Source organism: Streptomyces sp. CA189 (assembly GCF_056428985.1).
Genome location: NZ_JBWJVM010000013.1, coordinates 1 through 19,860, shown reverse-complemented (window position 1 = coordinate 19,860; position 19,860 = coordinate 1). Strand labels below are relative to the sequence as shown.

Here is a 19,860-nt window from a genome sequence, read left to right as displayed (position 1 = left end):
CCGGAGCGGGCGGATCAGCCGCCGAGCTGCCGTGCCAGGTGCCGGATCATCGACTCGGTCGCCGGGCTGCGGTCCCCGGTCCGGACGGTCGCGTAGATGTCCCGTACGAGATGGGCCGGTTCTGCGATGTCGTGGAAGGAGATTTCCGCGCGCCGGTCCGCCGCGCTCTGCGGCACCAGGGCGACCGCGAAGTCGGCGGCCACCAGGGAGAGCAGCATCGGGTAGCTGTCGGCGCGGAAGGCGATGTCCGGTTCGAAGCCGGCGGCCCGGCAGATCCCCTCGGTGACCGCCTGGAAGCCGGTGCTGGGCGTGGTCGAGGCCCAGGCGGTACGGGCGAACTCGCCGAGCTTGACCGGCCCGTCGAGTGGCGGTCTGGCGTGCGGGGGCACGGCGAGCATCAGCTTCTCCCGGCGCAGCAGCACCTGCCGCAGCCCGCGCAGGTCCGGCTCCGGCAGGTGGGGGTACTGGTGGGTGACCGCCAGGTCCAGGCTGCCCGCCGCCAGCGAGGGCAGCGCCAGCTCCGGCTCCAGCTCGGTCAGGCTCACGTCGAGCCCCGGATGGGTCCGCCGGAACGCGGCCAGCGCGGGCACCGTGAAGGGCTCCGCGGCGGAGGCGAAGGTGGCGACCCGCAACTGGCCGTCGCGCAGCCCCGCGATGTCGCGCAGCGCCTCCTCCGCGGCCTCGATCTCGGCGAGCACGCGGGTGGCGTGGGATACCAGGGTGTGTCCGGCGGCGGTCAGGCGTACGCTCCGACCGGAGCGCTCCAGCAGCGGACAACCGGCCTGGCGTTCGAGCGCGGAGAGCTGCTGGGAGGCGGCGGAGGCGGTGACGTCGGCGCGGAGGGCGGCACCCGCGATGGTGCCCGTGCGCGCGACATCGACGAGGAGCTTCAGTTTCCGGGGGTCGAGCATTAGTTGATCTTATGCTCAGGTTTACGCGAGTCCGCTGGTTTTGCGGCCGGTGAGCGACTTTGATGGGTTTGCCAGGCCTCGTACCGGAGCAGGGGGACCACTCATGGGGACCGAACACAGTCCGAAGCGCAGCGCGGGGAGCGCGGACGGCGGCAGCGCCACCACCACCGCACCCACCCTCATCGGTTCCGTGCAGCGGGCATTGCGGCTCGTGGAAGCGATGTACGCGGAGGGCGGGGCGACGGCCAAGCGCCTTTCCCGGCTCACCGGAATTCCGTTGCCCACCGTGTACCACCTGCTGCGCACCCTCAGCCACGAGGGCTACGTACAGCGCGAGGGCGGGTCGTTCCGGCTCTCGGACGATCTGCCGCTCGCTTCGTGACGGCGGGTGCGCGGGGGCGTTTGGGGCGCGCGATCCAAAGCAATGATCAAAATGGGTTGGGTTCCGGCCAAGCTGTCACGTGCCATCGCGCATGTTCCAGCGGAAAATGCCAGAACACCCTTCCGCACTGTGGAAGTTGAGTAAGTTCCCTTCTGTCGCGCCGTACGACCGTGCACCACGCACGGTCCGGCCGGGAGGGGAGTCCGCGTGCCCGGGATCGACGAATGCCTGCTCGAAGCCATGGCCCTGCCTGGTGCCAGGGGGGCCGCGCTGGTCGACTGGAGCAGCGGACTGGCCCTCGGCACCGCCGGGGAATCACCGGTGGGGGACCACGAGACCACCGCGGCCGAGACCGCCGAGCTGGCCCGGGCGGCCGCCGAGTACGAGTCCTTCGCCCCGGGCGGCACCGGGGCGGAGGACGCCGCCGGGCCGCCCGTGGAGGACCTGATCGTCACCACCCGGTCCGGGTACCACGTGCTCCGCTTCGTCGAGACCAGCTTCGACAGCAGCGTGTTCCTGCACCTGTGGCTCGACCGGACCGACGGCAACCTCGCGCTCGCCCGGCACAGACTCCGGGCCCTGGCCGAGGAGCTGGTGCTGAAATGACAGCCGCCGCCGTAGCCGCCGTCTCCCCGCTGCTCACCCGGCTCGCCGCCGAGCGGGCGACCGGCGCCCTGTTCCGCGAGCGCGGCACCCTCTTCCTGGAGGACGGCCGCGTGGTGCACGCGGAGAGCCCGGCCACCCCCGGACTCGACGTCCTGCTCACCACCGGCGGGGGCCTCAGCCCCGAGCGCTGGACCGACGCCGTGAACCAGGCCGGCGCCCGCCGCCAAGTCGCCCGCTTCCTCGTCGACAGCGGCGGGCTCGCGGGCGGCGAGCTGGAGATATGCCATCTCGCCGCGATCTTCGACGCCGCCTTCTTCGCCCTCTCCCCGGGCAGCGGTCCCTCCCGCTTCCGGCGCGGGGCCACCCACTGGATCGGCTCCGTCCGCTCCGTTCCGGCCGCCGCCGTCGAGCGGGAGACCTGCCGGCGCCGGGAGCTGCTCGACGCGGTCTGGCCCTACCCGCTGCTGGACACCTCCCCAGTGGTGCCCCGGGCCGCCGCCCCCGGCCAGACCGTCACCGCCCGCCAGCGGATCCTGCTCGACCGGGCCGACGGGGTACGGACACCGGCGGACCTCGCCTGGGTGCTGGGCCGGCCGGCCTTCCACACCCTGCTCGACGTACGACGCCTCGCGGCGGCCGGGCTGGTCGAGACCCCGCACGCGCCGGCACCCGCCGCCGCCGCGGAGACGCCGCTGCCCGACTGGATGACGCAGGCGCAGTCCCCGGACGTGGCGTTGCTGCGCCGGTTACGCGACGCACTGGAGGCAAGCCTGTGAGGCTCCCGCTGCGAGCCGCCCAGCGCGGCGACCGTTCCGAGCGGCGGCAGTCCGAAAGGAGAAGGTCCGACATGAGTACGGTGCCCGCCGAAGCCGAGGCCGAGATACTCGCCGAGCTCCGACGGCTGCGCGCCCGCGTCCCGCAGCTCGGCGGTGCCCTCGCCGCGAGCGTCGACGGCCTGGTCCTGGCCCACGACAGCGCCGCCACCGAGGCGGAATCCGTGGCGGCCCTGACCGCCGCGGCCCTCGGAGTGGCCCAGCGGCTCAGCGACTGCACCGGGCAGGGCGGGTTCCGCGAGCTGCTCGTGCGCGGGGAGGACGGCTACGTCGCCACCTACGCGGCGGGCGACGCGGCCGTACTGACCTTGATCGCGGAGCCGCGCGTCAACGTCGGGCGGCTCCACCTGGAGGCCCGCCGCTCCAGCCTGCGCATAGCGGAGCTCATCGACCACAGCCTCGGCCGCCGCGGCCCGGGACCGGCTCCGGGCACGGGCCCGGGCGCGGGCCAGGGCTCCTGATCCCCTCGACCACGTACATCCGTACCGCCCGAAACGCACCGCCCGAAACGCACTGACCGAAAACGCCCAGGACACCGAAGAGAAAGAAGAACCGCCATGGCCAACGTGGAGACATCGCTCAAGGAAGCCACCACCACCATCGACGGCGTGCTCGGCGTCGCCCTGGTCGACTGCAGCAGCGGTATGGCCCTCGGCACCATCGGCGGCGGAAAGGACCTCGACCTCACGGTCGCCGCCGCGGGCAACACCGACGTGGTGCGGGCCAAGCTCCGCACGATGGAGATGCTCGGGCTGAAGGACGAGATCGAGGACATCCTCATCACCCTCGGAAGCCAGTACCACCTGATCCGGCTCCTGAAGGGCCGGGGCTCCGCGGGGCTCTTCCTCTACCTCGCGCTCGACAAGACGCGGGCCAACCTCGCGATGGCCCGGCACCAGCTGAAGAAGATCGAGGCAGAGCTGGAAGTCTGATCCGATGACGGCGAGGTGGCGGGCGGCTGAACTCATTGCCGCCCGCCCCGGCGGCTTCTCACATATGTCCGAGACGACTGATTTTTATCATCTCGTTACAGAGTAAGATGCTGTAATCGGCTGATCATCAATAAGTTATTAAGCTGGAGAACTCGCCGCCCATGCCCCCGCGCCTGAGTATCGTCGTCCCCGTCTACAACGTCGAGCTTTATCTCGACGAGTGCCTGGAGTCCATCGCGGCACAGACATTCGACGACTTCGAGGTCGTGCTCGTCGACGATGGATCCACCGACGGCAGCGCGGCACTCGCCCAGGCGTTCGTCGACCGTGACGACCGCTTCCGGCTGGTACTCCAGAAGAACGCGGGACTCGGCGCGGCCCGCAACGTGGGCGCCCGCCACATCAGCCCGGGCAGCGAGTACCTGGCCTTCGTCGACAGCGACGACACCATGCCGTCGTACGCGTACCAGCGCATGATCGACGCCCTCGACGCGACCGGCTCCGACTTCGCGGCCGGCAACGTCAAGCGCTTCCGCTCCGTCGGCATGCAGCAGTCCTGGGGACACCGCACCGCCTTCGCCGCTACCCGGCTGAAGACGCACATCTCCAAGCTCCCGGCGCTGGTCACCGACCGCACCGCGTGGAACAAGGTCTACCGGCGAAGCTTCTGGGACGAGCACTCCTTCCAGTACCCGGAAGGCATCCTCTACGAGGACGCCCCCGTCTCGATTCCCGCGCACTACTTCGCCAAGAGCGTCGACGTCATCGGCGAGTGCGTCTACCACTGGCGGGTCCGCGAAACCGGCGAGCGCTCCATCACCCAGCGCTCCACCGACCCGGTCTCGGTCATCGACCGGGTGGCCTCGGTCCGCCTGGTCCGCGAAGCCCTCCAAGCCAAGCAGGGCGCCGCCTACACCCGCTACCTGCGCGACTACGACCGCAACGTGCTGAGCGAGGAACTCCCGCTCATCTACAAGTACGTCCCCGAGGCGGGCGCCGATTTCCGGGCCGCCTTCGCCAAGGAGGCCGGCGGCCTCATCCGGGAGATCGGCACCGGGCCGTGGCCCGACCTGACGGTCGCCGACCGGCTCAAGGCCTACCTCGCCGGGGAGGGCCGGATCGAGGAGTTCGTCGCCCTCGTCCAGCACCAGCGGGACTTCACGTACAGCGTGCCGGTCAAGGGACTGGCCCGCCCGCAGGCCGACTACCCCTTCCTCAAGGCGCCCGTCCCCGCCAAGGTCCTCACCCTCGGCCCGCGCGAGCGCCGCGTCGTCAGCCGGGTGGAGCAGGCCCACTGGGCCGACGGCAAACTGCTGCTGCGCGGCTACGCCCTGCCCGGACACCTGGGCGCCGAGAGCCGCCTCGGCTCGCGCAAGATGCTGGTCTTCCGCGAGAACGGCAAGCGCCGCCGGAGCGTCGTCACCACCCGTACGGTCGCCTCCCCGATGGCCACCGTGAACTCCCCGCACCTCGCCCTGCGCCACGCCGACTGGGCCGGTTTCACCGCCGTCGTCGACCCCGCCGCCTTCCAGACGGGCGGCAAGTGGAACGAAGGCGTGTGGAGCACCTCCGTCGCCGTCACCGGCGCCGGAGGCCTGCACCGCGCCCGGCTCAAGGGCGGCGAGCACGACAGCGGACAGAACCCGCCCGCGCACTGGGTCGCCCCGGACGTGCGGATCGTCCCCAGCGCCATCGCCACCTTCAGCGTCCAGGTGGAAATCGTCCGCGCCCGGGCCCTGGACGTCCGCCCGGCCGGCGACGACGCCGTCGAGGTGTCGGGCGAGCTCGCCGCCGACGTCGGCGCCGGAGCGTCCCTGCGTGCCGTGCACGTCTCCACCGGAGCCGTCCTCGACTTCCCGCTGGAGACCGCCCCCGCCGTCACCGGCGGCCGGATCCCCTTCACCGCGCGCGTGCCGCTGGCCGGTCTGGCCGCGGTCCCGGACGCCCCGGGCGTGCCCGGCGAGTGGACCCCGGAGCCGTGGAACCTGTCCGTGACCGGGGCCGACGGCGCCGAGCACCGGCTGGCGCACGACGAGCGCACCGGCTTCACCGGACTGGTCGTCGCCCTGCCCGGCGAGGAGCCCGGCCGCACCCTCTTCGTCAAGCGCGGCACCACCGGACACCTCATCCTCTCCGTCCAGTCCTCCCCGCCGCTGGTCGACACCGTCGAGGCCGGCGACGGCTCCCTGACGCTCCGGGGCCGCTTCCTCGCGCCCCTGGACGAGCCCTACGAGCTCGTCCTGCACGACCCGGCCGGCCTGGAGTTCAGCTACCCCGTCACCCGGGACGGCGACACCTTCGAAGCCTCCTTCGAGCCGGTGCTCCCCGAGAGCCGGGCCGGCCGCACCCCGCTGCCGCACGGCCGCTGGTGGCCCACGCTGCGCCCGGTCTCCCAGGGCGGGGCCACCGCCGGCCTCCTCGGCGTCGACCGGGGCGCCCCGCTGCAGTTCTCCCCGACCGCCCTGTACACGGGACCCCACGCCGTCACCGCCCGGGGCCGCCGCATACGCGTCGAATCCCGCCTCTACGACCGGGTCGTGCTGACCGCAGACCCGATGATCAGCCCGCACGACCGCTCGCGCTACGCGCAGCGGATCGCGCGCGATGTGACGTACCCGGCGCAGAGCGCCCTCCCGGTCAAGGACATCGTGGTCTACGACGCCTTCCAGGGGTACGGGGCCGGCGATTCGCCGCTCGCCATCCACGAGGAACTGCTGCGGCGCGGCGAGAAGCTGGAACACGTCTGGCTGGTGCGCGACGGCCGCGCCGAGGTCCCGGAGACCGCCCGCGCGGTCCAGTACGACAGCCTCGAATCCTGGGACGTGCTCGCGCGGGCCCGGTACTACGTGGTCAACGACAGCGTGCCGCGCGCCTTCAGCCGGCGCCCCGGGCAGACCGTCGTGCAGACGTGGCACGGTACGCCGCTGAAGCAGATCGGCCACGACTTCATGCACGACTACTACACCAGCCCCGAGGTGCTGGACGCGCTGGAGCACGACAGCGCCCAGTGGTCACTGCTCGCCTCCCCGGGCTCGTACGCCACCGCTGTCCTGAAGCGGGCGCTCGGCTACGACGGCGAGGTCATCGAGTCCGGCAGTCCGCGCACCGACGCGCTGGTGCGGCCCGACGCGGAGCGGATCGCGGAGGTCCGCCGGCGGCTCGGTCTGCCGGAGGGCAAGAAGGTCGTCCTGTACATGCCCACGTGGCGGGAGAACCGCCTGGGCTGGACGCTCACCTCCGGCTACAAGCTCGACCTGCAGATCGACCTGGACGCGGCCCGCCGTGAGCTCGGCGAGGACCACGTCCTGCTGATCCGCGGCCACCACAAGGTCACCGAGCAGGTGCGCGAAGGCGTCCGCGACGGGTTCGTCGTCGACGTGTCGCGCTGGTCCGACCCCACCGACCTGCTGCTCATCGCCGACGTGCTGATCTCGGACTACTCCTCCGCGATCTTCGACTTCGCGCACACCGACCGGCCGATCCTGCTCTTCGCGTACGACCTGGAGCACTACCGGGACACGCTCCGCGGCTTCACCTTCGACCTGGAGAAGAAGGCCCCCGGCCCGCTGCTCAGGGATTCGGCGAGCCTGATCGCGGCCGTGCGGAACGCGGACGCGGTGGGGGCGGAGTACGCGCAGGCGCGGGCGGCGTTCCGCGAGGAGTTCTGCGACCTGGACGACGGTCAGGCGGCGCGCCGGATCGTCGATCGCATGCTCGACATGTAGCCCGCGAGAGTGCACTCCAGACTGGATACGGACCGGTCCCGGCCCCACCGATGAGTTTCGGGGCCGGGACCGGTCCGCATGTGCGGGACGGACACCCCCCGCCCCCACGCACTCCGGAGGCAGCCATGGCGAGCAACCCCTTTACCACCTGTCTGTGGTTCGACGGCGCGGCGGAGGCCGCCGCCGACTACTACCTGTCGGTCTTCAAGGACGGCAAGCGCGGCCGGGTCGGCCTCTACCCCGAGGGGAGCCCCGGCGTCGCGGGCGAGGTCATGGTCGTCGAGTTCGAGATCAACGGCCAGAGGTTCGTCGGCCTCAACGGCGGCCCGCAGTTCCCCTTCACCGAGGCCGTCTCCTTCCAGATCCACTGCGCCGACGACGCGGAGGCGGACTACTACTACGAGGCGCTGACCGGCGACGGCGGCGAGGAATCGGCCTGCGGCTGGGTCAAGGACAAGTTCGGACTGTCCTGGCAGGTCATCCCGGCCGGGGCCATCGAGCTGATCTCCGACCCCGACCCGGGGCGGGCCGCGCGCGCGACGGCCGCGATGATGAAGATGAAGAAGCTCGACGTGGCGGAGATGCGGCGGGCGGCCGACGCGGGCTGAGGCGGGCCGGCACGGGCCGGCGCGAGGACTAGGCCGTCTCTTTCGGATCTTGCCGGTCAGGCCCGCGTCGTCCGGTGCCGTGCCTCGCCGCGCTGCCGGGGCTCCCGCGTACTGGACGTACCCGGGTGCCCCGGCAGCGCGGCGAGGTGCGGTGCCGGGCGGCGCGGGCCAGGCAAGATCCGAAAGAGACGGCCTAGAGCACGGGCTCGCCGTCCGCGGCGATCCGCGCCAGCAGCGCGGGCAGCGCCGTCCCGATGGGCTCGCGGATCACCTCGTCGGCGAGGGAGTCGTACGGGGTCTCCTGCGCGTTCACGATGACCAGGCGGGCCCCGGCCTCCGCGGCCATCCCGGCCAGCGAGGCCGCGGGCTGCACCTGGAGCGTCGAGCCCACGGCCACGAAGACCTGGCACCCCTTGGCGACCGCGACGGCCCGCGCGAGCACCTCGGGGTCCAGCCGCTCCCCGAACATCACGGTCGCCGCCTTCAGGATCCCGCCGCACCCGAGGCAGGCCGGATCCGGCTCCCCGGCGGACACCCGGGCCAGTGCCTCGTCCATCCCGGTACGGGCACGGCAGACCGTGCACACCACGGCCCGCGCCGTGCCGTGCAGTTCGAACACCTTGCGCGCGGAGGTCCCGGCGAGCTGGTGCAGCCCGTCCACGTTCTGGGTGATCACCCGCAGCGGGATCCCGGCACGCTCCAGCTCGGCGACGGCGAGGTGCGCGGCGTTCGGCCGCGCCCCCAGGGCCCCGATCTCGGCACGCATCAGCCAGGACCGGCGCCGGATCTCCGGATCGGCCATGTAGTACGCGTACGTCACGAGCTTCTCGGCGTCGGCCTCCCGGCGCCACAATCCCTGCGGCCCCCGGTAGTCGGGGATCCCCGAATCGGTGGACATCCCGGCCCCACTGAACACTGCGACGAGCGGCTTTCCCATGGGCCGACTCTAGGGAGCCCGGACGGCCTTCTCCACAGGGTTTCGGCTACACCGCCGCCTCCCGGTCCGTAGGGTGTCGCCATGCCGACCACCGTCCTGTACTGCTCCGATCCGCTGAACGAGCGCCGGGCGGACGCCCACTTCGCCGAGGAGACCCGTGCGGTGCGCGCCGCCGCAGGCGCCATCGGGCTCATCGACCACGACGCGCTGCTCGCCGGGGACGCAGGCCGGGCCGTGGCCCGGGTGCCCGCCGGGGCGGGGGCCCTCTGGTACCGGGGCTGGATGATCCCGGCAGGCCGGTACGCCGATCTCGACGCGGCCCTGCGCGAGCGCGGCGGGGAGCTCCGGGTCACCCCGGACGCGTACCGGCGCGCCCACGAACTCCCGGGCTGGTACGAGGCGTTCGCCGGCCTGACCCCGCCCAGCCGATGGCTGGCGACACTTCCGGGGGAGACCCCGGAGCCGGACCGGCTCGCGGACGCCGCCGCGGCCCTCCCCTCGCGCGCGGGCATCGTCAAGGACTACGTCAAGTCCCGCAAACACCAGTGGGCCGAGGCCTGCCACCTCCCCGACCTCGCGGACCGGGCCGCCGTCCACCGCGTGGTGAACCGCTTCGTGGAACTCCAGGGCGAGGACCTGGCCGGCGGGGTGGTGCTGCGCGCCTTCGAACCGTTCACGGCGGCCGAGGGCGAGGCCACCGAGGTGCGGGTCTGGTGGCGCGACGGCGAGCCCCGGCTGGTCACCGCCCACCCCGACAGCCCGTACGCCGAGGCCGCGGCGCCGGAGCTCGGACCGGTGCGGGCCGCCGTCGCGGAGCTCGGCTGCACCTTCGTCACCACGGACCTCGCGCTGCGCGCGGACGGGGTCTGGCGGGTCGTGGAGGTGGGCGACGGGCAGGTGAGCGATCTGCACCGGGAGGCCGACCGCGCGGCGTTCGTCCGCCTCCTGACGGGTGGTTGAGCCAGGACGGAGCGCCGGGTCAGGGGCGGCGGTGCGCCCCTTGCGGGCCTCGCGCGACGGCGCACGGGCCGCGGGGGCGCATCTGGTACAACAGCGGGCATGACGGGATTCGCTGGATTCGAGATCAACGCCGCGAGCGCCGCCGACATGGCGCTGCTCCGTGACTGGGCCGACGAGGAGGGCTGGAACCCGGGGGACTCCGACCGGTTCGCGTTCGCCGTCGCCGATCCGGGCGGCTTCCTCGTCGGGCGGCTCCGCGGGGAGCCCGTCGCCTGCATCTCGGCCGTCCGGTACGGCGCCGGCTTCGGCTTCATCGGCTTCTACATCGCCCGCCCCGACGTCCGTGGCCAGGGCTACGGGATCCGGCTGTGGAAGGCCGGAATGGAGCGGCTCGACGGGCGGCTCGTCGGGCTGGACGGGGTGGTCGAGCAACAGCACAACTACCGCAAGTCCGGCTTCCGCTCGGCCTGGAACAACGTCCGCCACGAGGGGGTGCCGCGACCCGGGGACCCGGGGGAGGCGACGGCGCCCGGGGTGCGGATCGTGGACGCGGCCACCCTGCCCTTCGGGCAACTCGCCGCGTACGACAGGAGGTTCTTCCCCACCTCGCGCGACGCCTTCCTCGCCGCCTGGGTCGGCCTGCCCGGCCGTACCGCCCTCGCCGCGGTCCGGGACGGCCGGGTCGAGGGGCTCGGTGTCGTCCGGCCGTGCAGCGGCGCCTCCCGGATCGGCCCGCTCTACGCCGCAGACCCCGCCGTCGCCGCCGCCCTGGTGCACCGGCTCGCGGAGCGGACCCCCGACGGCAAGGTCGCCGTGGACGTACCGGACGCCCATCCGCGAGCCGCCGCCCTGATGGGCGGACTGGGCCTGACCCCGACGTTCGAGGCCGCCCGGATGTACACCGGCCAGGAACCGGACCTCGACCTGACCGGCATGTACGGGGTCACGAGTCTGGAGCTGGGCTGATCCCCGACCTCAGATGGTGAAGACCGTGCCGGTGCTGTTCCACAGGGCGCACGGGTTCGCGTAGGTGTAGGAGTAGTTCATCCGGCGGCCCTGCCACACGCCTTCGGCGGTGACGGTCACCGGGCTCCACTCCCGGGTACACGCCGCGTCGGGGCGCGGCTCGGCGAGCGCGTCCAGCTCGGGGGCGTAGGCCTGTAACTCGGCGCACGCCGCGTCCGGGGCGGGGTGGGTTCCGCCGGGCCGGGGCGCGCAGACCAGCGTGACCGCGCGCAGTACCGTACCGCTCGCCGCGTCCTCGCCGTCGGTGACGCTCAGGACCAGTGCGGACGGGGCGTACAGGCTCTCGCCGCCGGCGGGCGCGGCTCCGGCGGCGCCCGAGCCGGCCAGGGCGGTGAGGGCCGTGAGCCCCATGGCGGCGGACGAAAGTGCCAGGGTCCTGGTGACGGATCGCATGTCGAACACTCCTCGCGTCGTTGCTTCGGATAACGGACGCGAGTCTTGCCCATGCGGAACCGGAACGCCCGTTCGCACCTCTACTTCTCGTCACGCAGCGCGCACGCATGACCGCAGACCGCAGTGGTGTGCGGAGGGCTGACCTGTGGGGGAGCGGTCGGCGGAATCGGCCCGAACCCGCCCGGGTTCAGCTCGCGGCGAGGCGGGGGGCGTACGTGTCGAGGAGGCGGGTGCGGGTCTGGTGCAGCCGCAGTGCGAGGACCCGCCCGACCCAGTGGCCGAGGGCGGACCCGAAGGCCGGATCGGCGTCCATGAGCATCCGTACGGTCGTGGCGTCGAACTCGTACGCGCGGACCGGTGTCATGGCCTCGGCGCCCAACTGCCACACGTACGGCGGGAACAGCCACGACCAGCCGACCAGTTCTCCGGGGCCCAGGTTCTCGATGGGGGTGGGCCGGCGGCCCGGTACCGGGATCTCCAGGGTCACCGTGCCCGAGCGCACGATCCAGAAGGAGTCCGCCCGGGTGCCCTCGTCGAAGATCCGCGCGCCCTCGCGGAAATTGACCTCGCGGGCGTGCGACATCAGCCGTCCGCGGTGTTCGGTCGACAGGACGGCAGCGATCCGGATGGGGGAAGGTGTGCTCACGACGGCCTCCGATCGGGACCCCCCGCTCCCCCCAGTGTCGCCGACGCCGGACCGAATCCGGGGTGTCCGTCTCCGGAGAATTGTCCGATTTTCGGCGACGCAAACCCCGCGGCCCGGAGGCACGGCCAAGCTGCTCCCCGGCTTCTCCCGGTTTACTCCTCGGCGCCGGCCTCCAGGCAGGCCAGCTCCATGGCGTCGAGGACGGCCTCGTGGCTGCGCCCGCTCAGCTCGGAGACGTTCTCGATCTGTGCCGTCGCCCAGGACGCCAGGGTCATCACCAGCACGCGGAGCCCGTCGGTGCCGTACTCCGCGAGGACCTCGTCGGCGGTGATCATCGCCTCCTCGGGCACCTGCTCCGGCGGCTCGAGCCCGGCCAGGCCGCGGAGCAGGGCCAGGGTGCGGCGGGAGATCTCGGGGGTCATCCCCGCCAGCCGCGTGTCTTCGTCGTCGCTCATCCCGCTCCGCCCCTCCGGTCCCGCGCCCGCGTACGTCCCCGGGCGTGCGCTCCTGCCCGTGCCTGTGTCGTCCCCCAGGGCACGGTAGAGGGACGCGGGCCCGGGTGGGGCGGCAATCGCGAGAACGGGCCGTCCGTCCCAGGTTCCGGACGGGCGGGGTACGGGCTTCCCCGCGGCGGCCCGCGGCGGCCCGCGGCGGCCCGCGGCGACCCGCGTCAGGCCGATGAGCCGGGCGGCCGGGCCCTCGGGGCGCGCGACCGGTGTGATGGGGGCTCCGATGGTTCCGATGCGTCAAGTGCGGTGAGCGGAGCCCGCATTCCCCTTAGGGTGCCCCTGGTCACGGCCGTGGACGTACGTACGATAGCTTCCGGCCATTCCATATGTCGCAGCCGGTATTCCGCATTCTGGATTCCGTACTCCGACTCCGTACTCCGAAATGACGCGCACCGCGTCGCGCAGCACAGCGCGGCGCCGCGCATACCGAACTGGGGGGTTCATGCGTAGATCCAGAGGGCTGGCCGCCGCTCTCACCCTGGCCTTGGCCGGCACCTGCACGGCCGTGGGCACGGGCTTCGTCGAAGAAGCCGCGGCCATCACCCCGCCGGTGGCCTTCACCGCCGACGAGCTGCCCACCTGGCAGGCCAACGGGGTCGTCTGGGCCCTGGCCGAAGCGGGCGACCAGGTCTTCGTCGGCGGCACCTTCTCGGCGGTCCGCCCGCCGGACGGCGCTGCCGGCACCGAGCAGGAGGCGGTGAACTTCGCGGCGTTCGACGCCGCGACGGGAGCCCCGACCTCCTGCAAGCTGTCCTTCACCGTGGGCACGGGCACCGCCACCGTCCGCGCCCTCGTCCTCTCGCCGGACAAGGCGACCCTGTACGCGGGCGGCTACTTCGGCGCCGTCAACGGCACCGCGGTCTCCAGCATCGCCGCGATCGACGTGGCGACCTGCACCGTGAAGACCGACTTCCGGCCCGCGTTCGCGGCCACCGTCCGGGCCCTCGCCGTCACCGGCGACACCGTGTACGCGGGCGGCGACTTCCTCACCGTCGCGGGCCAGCCCCGCGAGCGGTTCGCCGCCGTCGCCGCGGCCGACGGCACGCTGAAGCCGTTCACCGCGAACGCCGACGAACCGGGCCGGGCCGTCGAGCTCACCCCGGACGGCGAGCACCTGGTCCTGGGCGGCGACTTCTTCACCGTGGGCGGTACGAACAGCCACGCCCTGGCCGTCGTCGACGCGACGAGCGGCGCCGTCACCAAGGCCTACCCGGGCTTCGTCGAGACCAACTCGGTGGTCAAGGACATCGCCACCGACGCGACCGGCTTCTACACCGCCAACGAGGGGACGGGCGGAGGCGTCTTCGACGGCCGGATCGCGCTGAACCTGAGCGACTTCGGCCAGCGCTGGCGCGACACCTGCCTCGGCGCGACCCAGGCCGTGCTCCCGTACCAGGACGTGCTCTACAGCGCCTCGCACGCGCACGACTGCTCCGGCATCGGCGAGTTCCCGGACGGCCAGCGCCACCACCTGCTCGCCCAGCCGACCACGGCCACCGGCAAGCTGGGCTGGGCTCCCGACACCAACGACGGCATCGGCGAGGGCATCGGCCCGCGCGCGATGGCGGTCGGCTCCAAGGGCGGCGTCCAGTACCTCTGGGTCGGCGGCGAGTTCACCACCGTCAACGGTGCGGCGCAGCAGAGCCTGACGCGCTTCGCCTCCACCGGGGACACGGGTGCGCCCAGCGTCCCGGTGGCGAGCGCCGTGAGCTTCGAGCCCGGTGAGGTGCAGGTGCGCTGGCGCACCAGCCTCGACCTGGACGACGGCACGCTCACGTACAAGGTCTACCGGAACGGCGCGGCCACGCCGATCGCCACGGTGGAGGCGGACTCGCTCTTCTTCCGCCGCCCGCAGGCCTCCTGGACCGACACCACCGTCACCGCCGGGCAGTCCTACACCTACCGGGTGACCGCCACCGACGCGGCCGGCAACACCAGCGCCCTGTCGGCGACGGCGAGCGTGACGGTGCCGAACTCGGCCGACGCGTACCCCAGCGCGGTCCGCACCGACGGCGCCCAGCTGTTCTGGCGCTACGACGAGTCGGCCCTGCCGTTCGTCGCGGACTCCTCGGACGGCGGCAACCAGAGCGGCGTGCACCTGAACGCCCCCGCCCTGCGCCAGACGCCCGGTGCGGTCACGGGCGCGAGCACGGCCATCGGCTTCGACGGCACGGACACCCAGGTGTACGGGGACCGCCGCCAGAACGTCGGCTCCACCTACAGCATCGAGACCTGGTTCAAGACGGACACCACCAGGGGCGGCAAGCTCTTCGGGTTCGGCAACAACCAGTCCCGCGGCAGCAGTCAGTACGACAAGCACATCTACATGACCAACGACGGCCGGCTCGTCTACGGCGTCTACACCGGCGGGACCCGCACCGTCACGACCGCCGCCGCGTACAACGACAACCAGTGGCACCACGTCGTCGCGACCCAGGGCCCGGGCGGCATGGCCCTGTACGTGGACGGCGTCCAGAAGGGCACGCTGGGCGTCACCGCGCACGAGAACTTCGCCGGCTACTGGCACGCCGGCGGCGACAGCCTCGGTGGCTGGCCGGACCGTCCGATCAGCGAGTACTGGGCGGGTCAGCTCGACGAGACCGCCGTGTACCCGACGGTCCTGAGCGCGGCCCAGGTGCAGAACCACCACACCCTGGCCTCCGCTCCGGCGGACTCGGTCGTCGAGGTCCAGGCCGCGGAGGACACGTACGCCAACGCGGGCGCCCCGAGCACCAATTACGGGACGTCCGGCTCGCTCGCGGTCCGCGGAACCTCGTTCTACGCGAGCTACCTGCGGTTCAACCTGCCCGCCGCGCCCGCCGGCACGGTGCTCAAGGCGGCCACGCTGAGCGTCAAGACCAGCACCATGACCGGCGCCGGTACGACGGACACGGTGTCCGTGGTCCCGGTCACCGGCTCCTGGACGGAGGCCGGGACCACGTACGCCAACCGCCCGGCACTCGGCGGCCCGGCGCTCGGCAGCTTCGCGGGCGTCCCGGAGGGGTCGGCCGTCCACACGACCGGCCTGGACAAGACCGCTGTCGCGGGGGCGCTCGGCAGCGCGTACAGCCTGGCGCTGAGCAGCGCCGGGACGGACGCGCTGTGGCTGTGGTCCTCGGAGGCCCCGGCCAACGAGGGCTCCCCGCGCCTGACGCTCACCTTCGGCGCGCCGTAACCGGAGCGGTTCCCGAACACGGCGGCCGGTGCGGTTCCCACGCCCGGCCGCCGTGGTGCTTCCTACGCCCGGCGGCCGGTGCGGTTCCTACGCCCGGCCGCCGTGGTGGACGTGCGCCAGGATCTGCTGGAGCAGGGCCGCGACGTGCGCGTCGTGGAGCTCGTAGATCACGCTGCGCCCGTCGCGGCGGCCGGTCACCAGATCGAGGTGGCGCAGGAGCCGCAGGTGGTTCGAGACGGTGGGCTGGCCGAGGTCGAGTGCCTCGGCCAGTTCGCCGACCGAGCAGGGGGCGTGCAGCAGGTGGGCGAGGATGCGGATCCGGGCCGGGGAGGCCAGGCCCTGCAAGACCTCGGCCACGGCGGCGGCGTCCGGTTCGGTGAGCGGTTCCGGTTCCATACCGGCCACCTTAGATCAGGACATCTCCAGGTTCATATATTCCAACATCCTGATATGTTGATGTCATGACTGAAGCCGAGAACGTGAACACCCACCGCCACGGATTCCTGGGCGAGCGCGCGGAGCTGGTCAGCGCCCTGCTCGCCCTCGTCGTCTACCTCACGGGCCTCACCCTCCAGCTCACCGGCCACGGAGGCCCCGTCCCGCAGGCCCTCTTCATCGCGGCGTACGCCTTCGGCGGGTTCTTCACCCTCCGCGAGGCCCTCCTCGCCGTACGCGGCGGCCGCTTCCAGGTCGACTTCCTCATGCTCGTCGCCGCGGCCGGCGCCGCCGCGATCGGGCGGTGGGAGGAGGGCGCCGTCCTTCTCGTCCTGTTCAGCCTCGGCCACGCCCTGGAGGGCTACGCCATGGGCCGGGCCCGCCGCTCCATCGAAGCGCTCGGCGCGCTGGCCCCGCGTACCGCCCTGGTGCGCCGGGGCGCGGGCGCTCCGGTGGAGGTCCCGGTCGAGGAGCTGGCCGTCGGTGACACCGTCGTCGTCCGCCCCCACACCCGCGTCCCGGCCGACGGCTTCGTCTCCGCCGGCACCAGCAGCGTCGACCAGTCGCCCATCACCGGCGAGAGCGTCCCCGCCGACAAGACCCCCGTCGCCGACCCGGCCGCCGCCCTCGCCGACCCGTCCGCGGCCGGCCCGGAGAGCCGCGTCTACGCCGGCACGGTCAACGGCTCCGGCGCCCTCGACATCGCCGTCACCCGCCTCGCCGGGGAGAACACCCTGGCCAGGGTCGTCAAGCTGGTCCAGGACGCCGAGGAGCGCACCTCGCCGACCCAGCGGTTCACCGAGCGGTTCACGAAGTTCTTCGTACCGGGCGTCCTCGTACTCGTCGCCGTGCTGCTCGCCGTCGGCGCGCTCACCGGCGAACCCTTCGCCGACACGTTCTACCGCGCCATGGCCGTACTCGTCGCCGCCAGTCCCTGCGCCCTGGCCATCGCCACACCGGCCGCCGTGCTCAGCGCCGTGGGCCGGGCGGCGCGCGGGGGAGTGCTGGTCAAGGGCGGAGCGCCGCTGGAGGAGTTCGGCCGGCTGCGGACCATCGCCTTCGACAAGACCGGCACCCTGACCGAGGGCCGCCCCCGCCTCACCGAGATCGAGCCCGTCCACGCCGCCGGGCGCGAGGAACTGCTGCGCACCGCCGTCGCCGCGCAGCGCCTCAGCGACCACCCCCTCGCGCAGGCCGTGATCCGCGACGGCGCGGGACTCCTGCAAGGGGCCGCCCCCTCAGAGGCCGCCCCCTCAGAAGCCGCCCCCTCAGAAGCTGGGAGTCTGCGCGCCGTCATCGGCCGCGGGATCGTCGCCGAGCTCGACGGGGAGACCGTCCACATCGGCAGCCTCGCCTACGCGGACACCCTCGCGGGCCCGCCCGTACCGGCCGGGCTCCGCGACCGTACGGAGGAACTCGCCCGGACCGGCCGCACCACCATGTTGGTCCGCCGCGGCGACCGCTGGCTCGGCACGCTCGGCCTGATGGACGCCCCGCGCCCCGAGGCCGCCGCGGCGGTGGCCGCCCTGCGCGGGCTCGGGGTGCAACGGACCGTGATGCTGTCCGGCGACGACCAGCGGGTGGCCGACGCGGTGGGCCGCGCGATCGGGATGGACGAGGTCCGTGGCGGGCTGCTGCCCGAGGACAAGGTCGCCGAGGTGACCCGGCTGCGCCGCACGGCCCGTACGGCGATGATCGGCGACGGGGTCAACGACGCCCCGGCGATGGCCGGCGCCACCGTCGGCGTCGCGATGGGCGCGGCCGGCTCGGCCGTGGCCCTGGAGACGGCGGACATCGCCCTGATGTCCGACGACCTGCGCCGGCTCCCCTTCATCACCGGCCTCAGCCGCCGTGCGAGCCGCGTCATCCGGCAGAACCTCTGGCTGAGCCTCGGCATCGTGGCCGTGCTCGTCCCGGCCACCGCCCTGGGCCTCGGCATCGGCCCGGCGGTCCTGGTCCACGAGGGCTCCACCCTCGTGGTCGTCGCGAACGCGCTGCGCCTGCTGCGCTACGCCGACTGATCCGCGGCCGCGTCCGCGAACTCGTGGGCGAAGGCGTACTCCACCGAGGTGTCGCCGTAGCGGTGGGTGAAGGAGCCGGAGCCGCCGAGACCGGCCAGGCCGCCGGTGCCCGAGCCGGGGACCACGGTGAAGCGGCAGTGGGTGCCGGTGGCGTCGAAGGTGCCGCGTTCCTCCAGGACGAAGGCGCCTTCACGGCCGTCGACGGTGCCGGTGACCAGCTCCATGCCGGTGAAGGTGCCGGCGCTCTCCCCCGTATAGGCCACGGTGTAGGTGCAGGTTGTCGCGGGGGCGGTGAGGGCGCCGGTGAAGGCGTTGGTGACCGTGGCGCGGGCCAGGCGGGGGAAGACGCCTTCCGGGCCGACCGGGTGCTCCTCCCAGTCCTTGAAGGTGAACCCGTTGGCGTTGGCGTTGGCGGTGGCGGTGGCGTTGGCGTTGGCGGTGGGGATCGGGGTGGCGGTCGGTGTCGTGGTCGGCGTGGGCGTGGGCACGGGGGCCTCCAGGTGTGGGTTCCGCGGGCCGTGGGCCCGTCCGTGCACAGCCTGGGCGGCGTACCTGACATCTCCTGTCAGGTACGCCGGACAATGACCGCATGCGCGCCGACCGGCTCCTCTCCCTCCTGCTGCTGCTCCAGAACCGCGGCCGGATGACCGCCCCCGAACTCGCCGCCGAGCTGGAGGTCTCCGTCCGTACCGTGTACCGGGACGTCGAGGCGCTCGGCGCCTCCGGCATCCCCGTCCACGCCGACCGCGGGCCGGCCGGCGGATTCCGCCTCGTCGACGGCTACCGGACCCGGCTCACCGGCCTCACCGACGTCCAGGCGGGCTCCCTGTTCCTGGCCGGCGCCCCCGGCCCCGCCCGGGACCTCGGCCTCGGCGCGGACCTCACCGCCGCCCAGCTGAAACTCCAGGCCGCCCTCCCCGCCGAACTCGCAGACCGGGCCCGCCGGATCCAGCAGCGCTTCCACCTCGACGCGCCCGCCTGGTTCCGCGACGCCGACCCCGTACCGCACCTCGCGCAGATCGCCGAGGCCCTGTGGGAGCAGCGGATCCTGAAGACCCACTACCGCCGATGGAGCGGCGGCGCCGTCCACCGGACGCTGTGGCCGCTCGGACTCGTCCTCAAGGGCGGCATCTGGTACCTGGTCGCGCGGGCCGCGGAGCCCATGGAGGTCGAGGAGCCCGCGCCCGCCCCGGGGAAGACCGGGGGTGCCGTGCGGACCTACCGGGTGGGGCGGTTCCTCGCCGTGGACACCCCCGGGGAGCGCTTCGAGCGCCCAGAGGGCTTCGAACTCGCCGCGTACTGGGCGGAGTCCGCCCGCCGCCTGGAGGCGGCCACGCGCCGCCGGACCGCCGTCGTACGGCTCTCCCCGCGCGCCCGTCGCCTGCTGCCGATGTGGTTCGGGGCGGCGGGCGTCCACGCCCTCGCCACCGCGGGGCCGCCCGCCGCCGAAGGCTGGGTGGGCGTGGAACTCGCCGTCGAGTCCGGCTCCATGGCCGTCGGCGACCTGCTCCGCCTCGGAGCGGACGCCGAGGTGCTCGGGCCGCCGGAGCTGCGCCGGGCCCTCGCGGCGGCAGTGGCCGAGCTGGCCGGGCGCTACCGCTGAGAATCCGCCGGCGTCCGCATGACGACAGGCCCTAGTAGGGCTTTGTTACGTGCTGTCGTAGGGCTGCCATGGGGTGGGTTGTCGGCAGGTTGGGCATGTGCCGGTCCAGGTGGCGATGAGGTGTTGGAGGAGGTCCAGGGCCTGGTAGAGGGTCAGGC

The 19,860-nt window shown here is 73.0% G+C and carries 19 protein-coding genes; 12 read left to right on the top strand and 7 right to left on the bottom strand.

Annotation, left to right across the window (positions count from 1 at the left end; all coding sequences use genetic code 11):
• Nucleotides 1-14: 14 nt before the first annotated feature.
• Nucleotides 15-911, bottom strand: coding sequence for a LysR family transcriptional regulator (locus tag AC061S_RS13185; protein ID WP_478686098.1), 897 nt, complete (start codon nucleotides 909-911; stop codon nucleotides 15-17).
• A 103-nt stretch (nucleotides 912-1,014) separates the two neighbouring features.
• On the opposite strand from AC061S_RS13185, the gene AC061S_RS13180 reads away from it, so the two are divergent.
• From AC061S_RS13180 to AC061S_RS13150, 7 genes are all read left to right on the top strand, one after another.
• Entirely contained in the window at nucleotides 1,015-1,293 is a 279-nt protein-coding gene (locus tag AC061S_RS13180; protein WP_478686097.1) for a helix-turn-helix domain-containing protein, read from the top strand.
• Between the two features lie 207 nt (nucleotides 1,294-1,500).
• Nucleotides 1,501-1,899: a roadblock/LC7 domain-containing protein gene (locus AC061S_RS13175; RefSeq protein ID WP_478686096.1), complete on the top strand. Its 399-nt coding sequence runs from the start codon at nucleotides 1,501-1,503 to the stop codon at nucleotides 1,897-1,899.
• Nucleotides 1,896-2,675, top strand: coding sequence for a transcriptional regulator (locus AC061S_RS13170; RefSeq protein ID WP_478686095.1), 780 nt, complete (start codon nucleotides 1,896-1,898; stop codon nucleotides 2,673-2,675). Before AC061S_RS13175 ends, AC061S_RS13170 begins: the two co-directional genes overlap by 4 nt.
• A gap of 71 nt (nucleotides 2,676-2,746) precedes the next feature.
• Nucleotides 2,747-3,193 carry a roadblock/LC7 domain-containing protein gene (locus AC061S_RS13165; protein WP_478686094.1) on the top strand — a complete coding sequence of 149 codons (447 nt, stop codon included), beginning with the start codon at nucleotides 2,747-2,749 and terminating at the stop codon, nucleotides 3,191-3,193.
• Nucleotides 3,194-3,289: 96 nt separating this feature from the next.
• Complete coding sequence (locus tag AC061S_RS13160; RefSeq protein ID WP_478686093.1) at nucleotides 3,290-3,664, top strand: hypothetical protein; 375 nt, start codon at nucleotides 3,290-3,292, stop codon at nucleotides 3,662-3,664.
• 161 nt (nucleotides 3,665-3,825) lie between these two features.
• Nucleotides 3,826-7,389 (top strand): bifunctional glycosyltransferase/CDP-glycerol:glycerophosphate glycerophosphotransferase, encoded by a 3,564-nt coding sequence (locus AC061S_RS13155; RefSeq protein WP_478686092.1) that lies wholly within the window; start codon nucleotides 3,826-3,828, stop codon nucleotides 7,387-7,389.
• A 125-nt stretch (nucleotides 7,390-7,514) separates the two neighbouring features.
• Nucleotides 7,515-7,997, top strand: a complete 483-nt coding sequence (locus AC061S_RS13150; RefSeq protein ID WP_266911501.1) for a VOC family protein — start codon at nucleotides 7,515-7,517, stop codon at nucleotides 7,995-7,997.
• 193 nt (nucleotides 7,998-8,190) lie between these two features.
• On the opposite strand, the gene AC061S_RS13145 is transcribed toward AC061S_RS13150, so the two are convergent.
• Entirely contained in the window at nucleotides 8,191-8,934 is a 744-nt protein-coding gene (locus AC061S_RS13145) for an SIR2 family NAD-dependent protein deacylase (protein WP_478686091.1), read from the bottom strand.
• Nucleotides 8,935-9,015: 81 nt separating this feature from the next.
• Between AC061S_RS13145 and AC061S_RS13140 the strand changes: the two genes are divergently transcribed.
• Together AC061S_RS13140 and AC061S_RS13135 are read left to right on the top strand one after the other, a co-directional pair.
• Nucleotides 9,016-9,894, top strand: a complete 879-nt coding sequence (locus AC061S_RS13140; protein ID WP_478686090.1) for an ATP-grasp domain-containing protein — start codon at nucleotides 9,016-9,018, stop codon at nucleotides 9,892-9,894.
• Between the two features lie 99 nt (nucleotides 9,895-9,993).
• On the top strand, nucleotides 9,994-10,860 hold the full coding sequence (locus AC061S_RS13135; RefSeq protein WP_478686089.1) for a GNAT family N-acetyltransferase: 867 nt from the start codon (nucleotides 9,994-9,996) through the stop codon (nucleotides 10,858-10,860).
• A 9-nt stretch (nucleotides 10,861-10,869) separates the two neighbouring features.
• Here AC061S_RS13135 and AC061S_RS13130 read toward each other — a convergent pair whose 3' ends face one another.
• The 3 genes from AC061S_RS13130 to AC061S_RS13120 form a co-directional block, all read right to left on the bottom strand.
• Nucleotides 10,870-11,313 (bottom strand): subtilase-type protease inhibitor, encoded by a 444-nt coding sequence (locus AC061S_RS13130; RefSeq protein ID WP_478686088.1) that lies wholly within the window; start codon nucleotides 11,311-11,313, stop codon nucleotides 10,870-10,872.
• A 187-nt stretch (nucleotides 11,314-11,500) separates the two neighbouring features.
• Nucleotides 11,501-11,959 (bottom strand): cyclic nucleotide-binding domain-containing protein, encoded by a 459-nt coding sequence (locus AC061S_RS13125; RefSeq protein WP_478686087.1) that lies wholly within the window; start codon nucleotides 11,957-11,959, stop codon nucleotides 11,501-11,503.
• A gap of 152 nt (nucleotides 11,960-12,111) precedes the next feature.
• Nucleotides 12,112-12,414, bottom strand: a complete 303-nt coding sequence (locus tag AC061S_RS13120) for a hypothetical protein (protein WP_478686086.1) — start codon at nucleotides 12,412-12,414, stop codon at nucleotides 12,112-12,114.
• A gap of 496 nt (nucleotides 12,415-12,910) precedes the next feature.
• On the opposite strand from AC061S_RS13120, the gene AC061S_RS13115 reads away from it, so the two are divergent.
• Nucleotides 12,911-15,643 (top strand): DNRLRE domain-containing protein, encoded by a 2,733-nt coding sequence (locus AC061S_RS13115; RefSeq protein WP_478686085.1) that lies wholly within the window; start codon nucleotides 12,911-12,913, stop codon nucleotides 15,641-15,643.
• 87 nt (nucleotides 15,644-15,730) lie between these two features.
• Here AC061S_RS13115 and AC061S_RS13110 read toward each other — a convergent pair whose 3' ends face one another.
• On the bottom strand, nucleotides 15,731-16,039 hold the full coding sequence (locus tag AC061S_RS13110; protein WP_478686084.1) for an ArsR/SmtB family transcription factor: 309 nt from the start codon (nucleotides 16,037-16,039) through the stop codon (nucleotides 15,731-15,733).
• 65 nt (nucleotides 16,040-16,104) lie between these two features.
• On the opposite strand from AC061S_RS13110, the gene AC061S_RS13105 reads away from it, so the two are divergent.
• Nucleotides 16,105-18,099, top strand: coding sequence for a heavy metal translocating P-type ATPase (locus AC061S_RS13105; protein ID WP_478686083.1), 1,995 nt, complete (start codon nucleotides 16,105-16,107; stop codon nucleotides 18,097-18,099).
• Here AC061S_RS13105 and AC061S_RS13100 read toward each other — a convergent pair.
• The gene (locus AC061S_RS13100) at nucleotides 18,087-18,587 is read right to left on the bottom strand and encodes a DUF3224 domain-containing protein (protein WP_478686082.1); all 501 of its coding nucleotides are present in this window, start codon (nucleotides 18,585-18,587) and stop codon (nucleotides 18,087-18,089) included. The two genes, AC061S_RS13105 and AC061S_RS13100, sit on opposite strands and share 13 nt — an antisense overlap.
• Before the next feature lie 101 nt (nucleotides 18,588-18,688).
• Here AC061S_RS13100 and AC061S_RS13095 point away from each other — a divergent pair, with 101 nt between their 5' ends.
• On the top strand, nucleotides 18,689-19,702 hold the full coding sequence (locus AC061S_RS13095) for a helix-turn-helix transcriptional regulator (RefSeq protein WP_478686081.1): 1,014 nt from the start codon (nucleotides 18,689-18,691) through the stop codon (nucleotides 19,700-19,702).
• The last annotated feature ends 158 nt before the right edge of the window (nucleotides 19,703-19,860 follow it).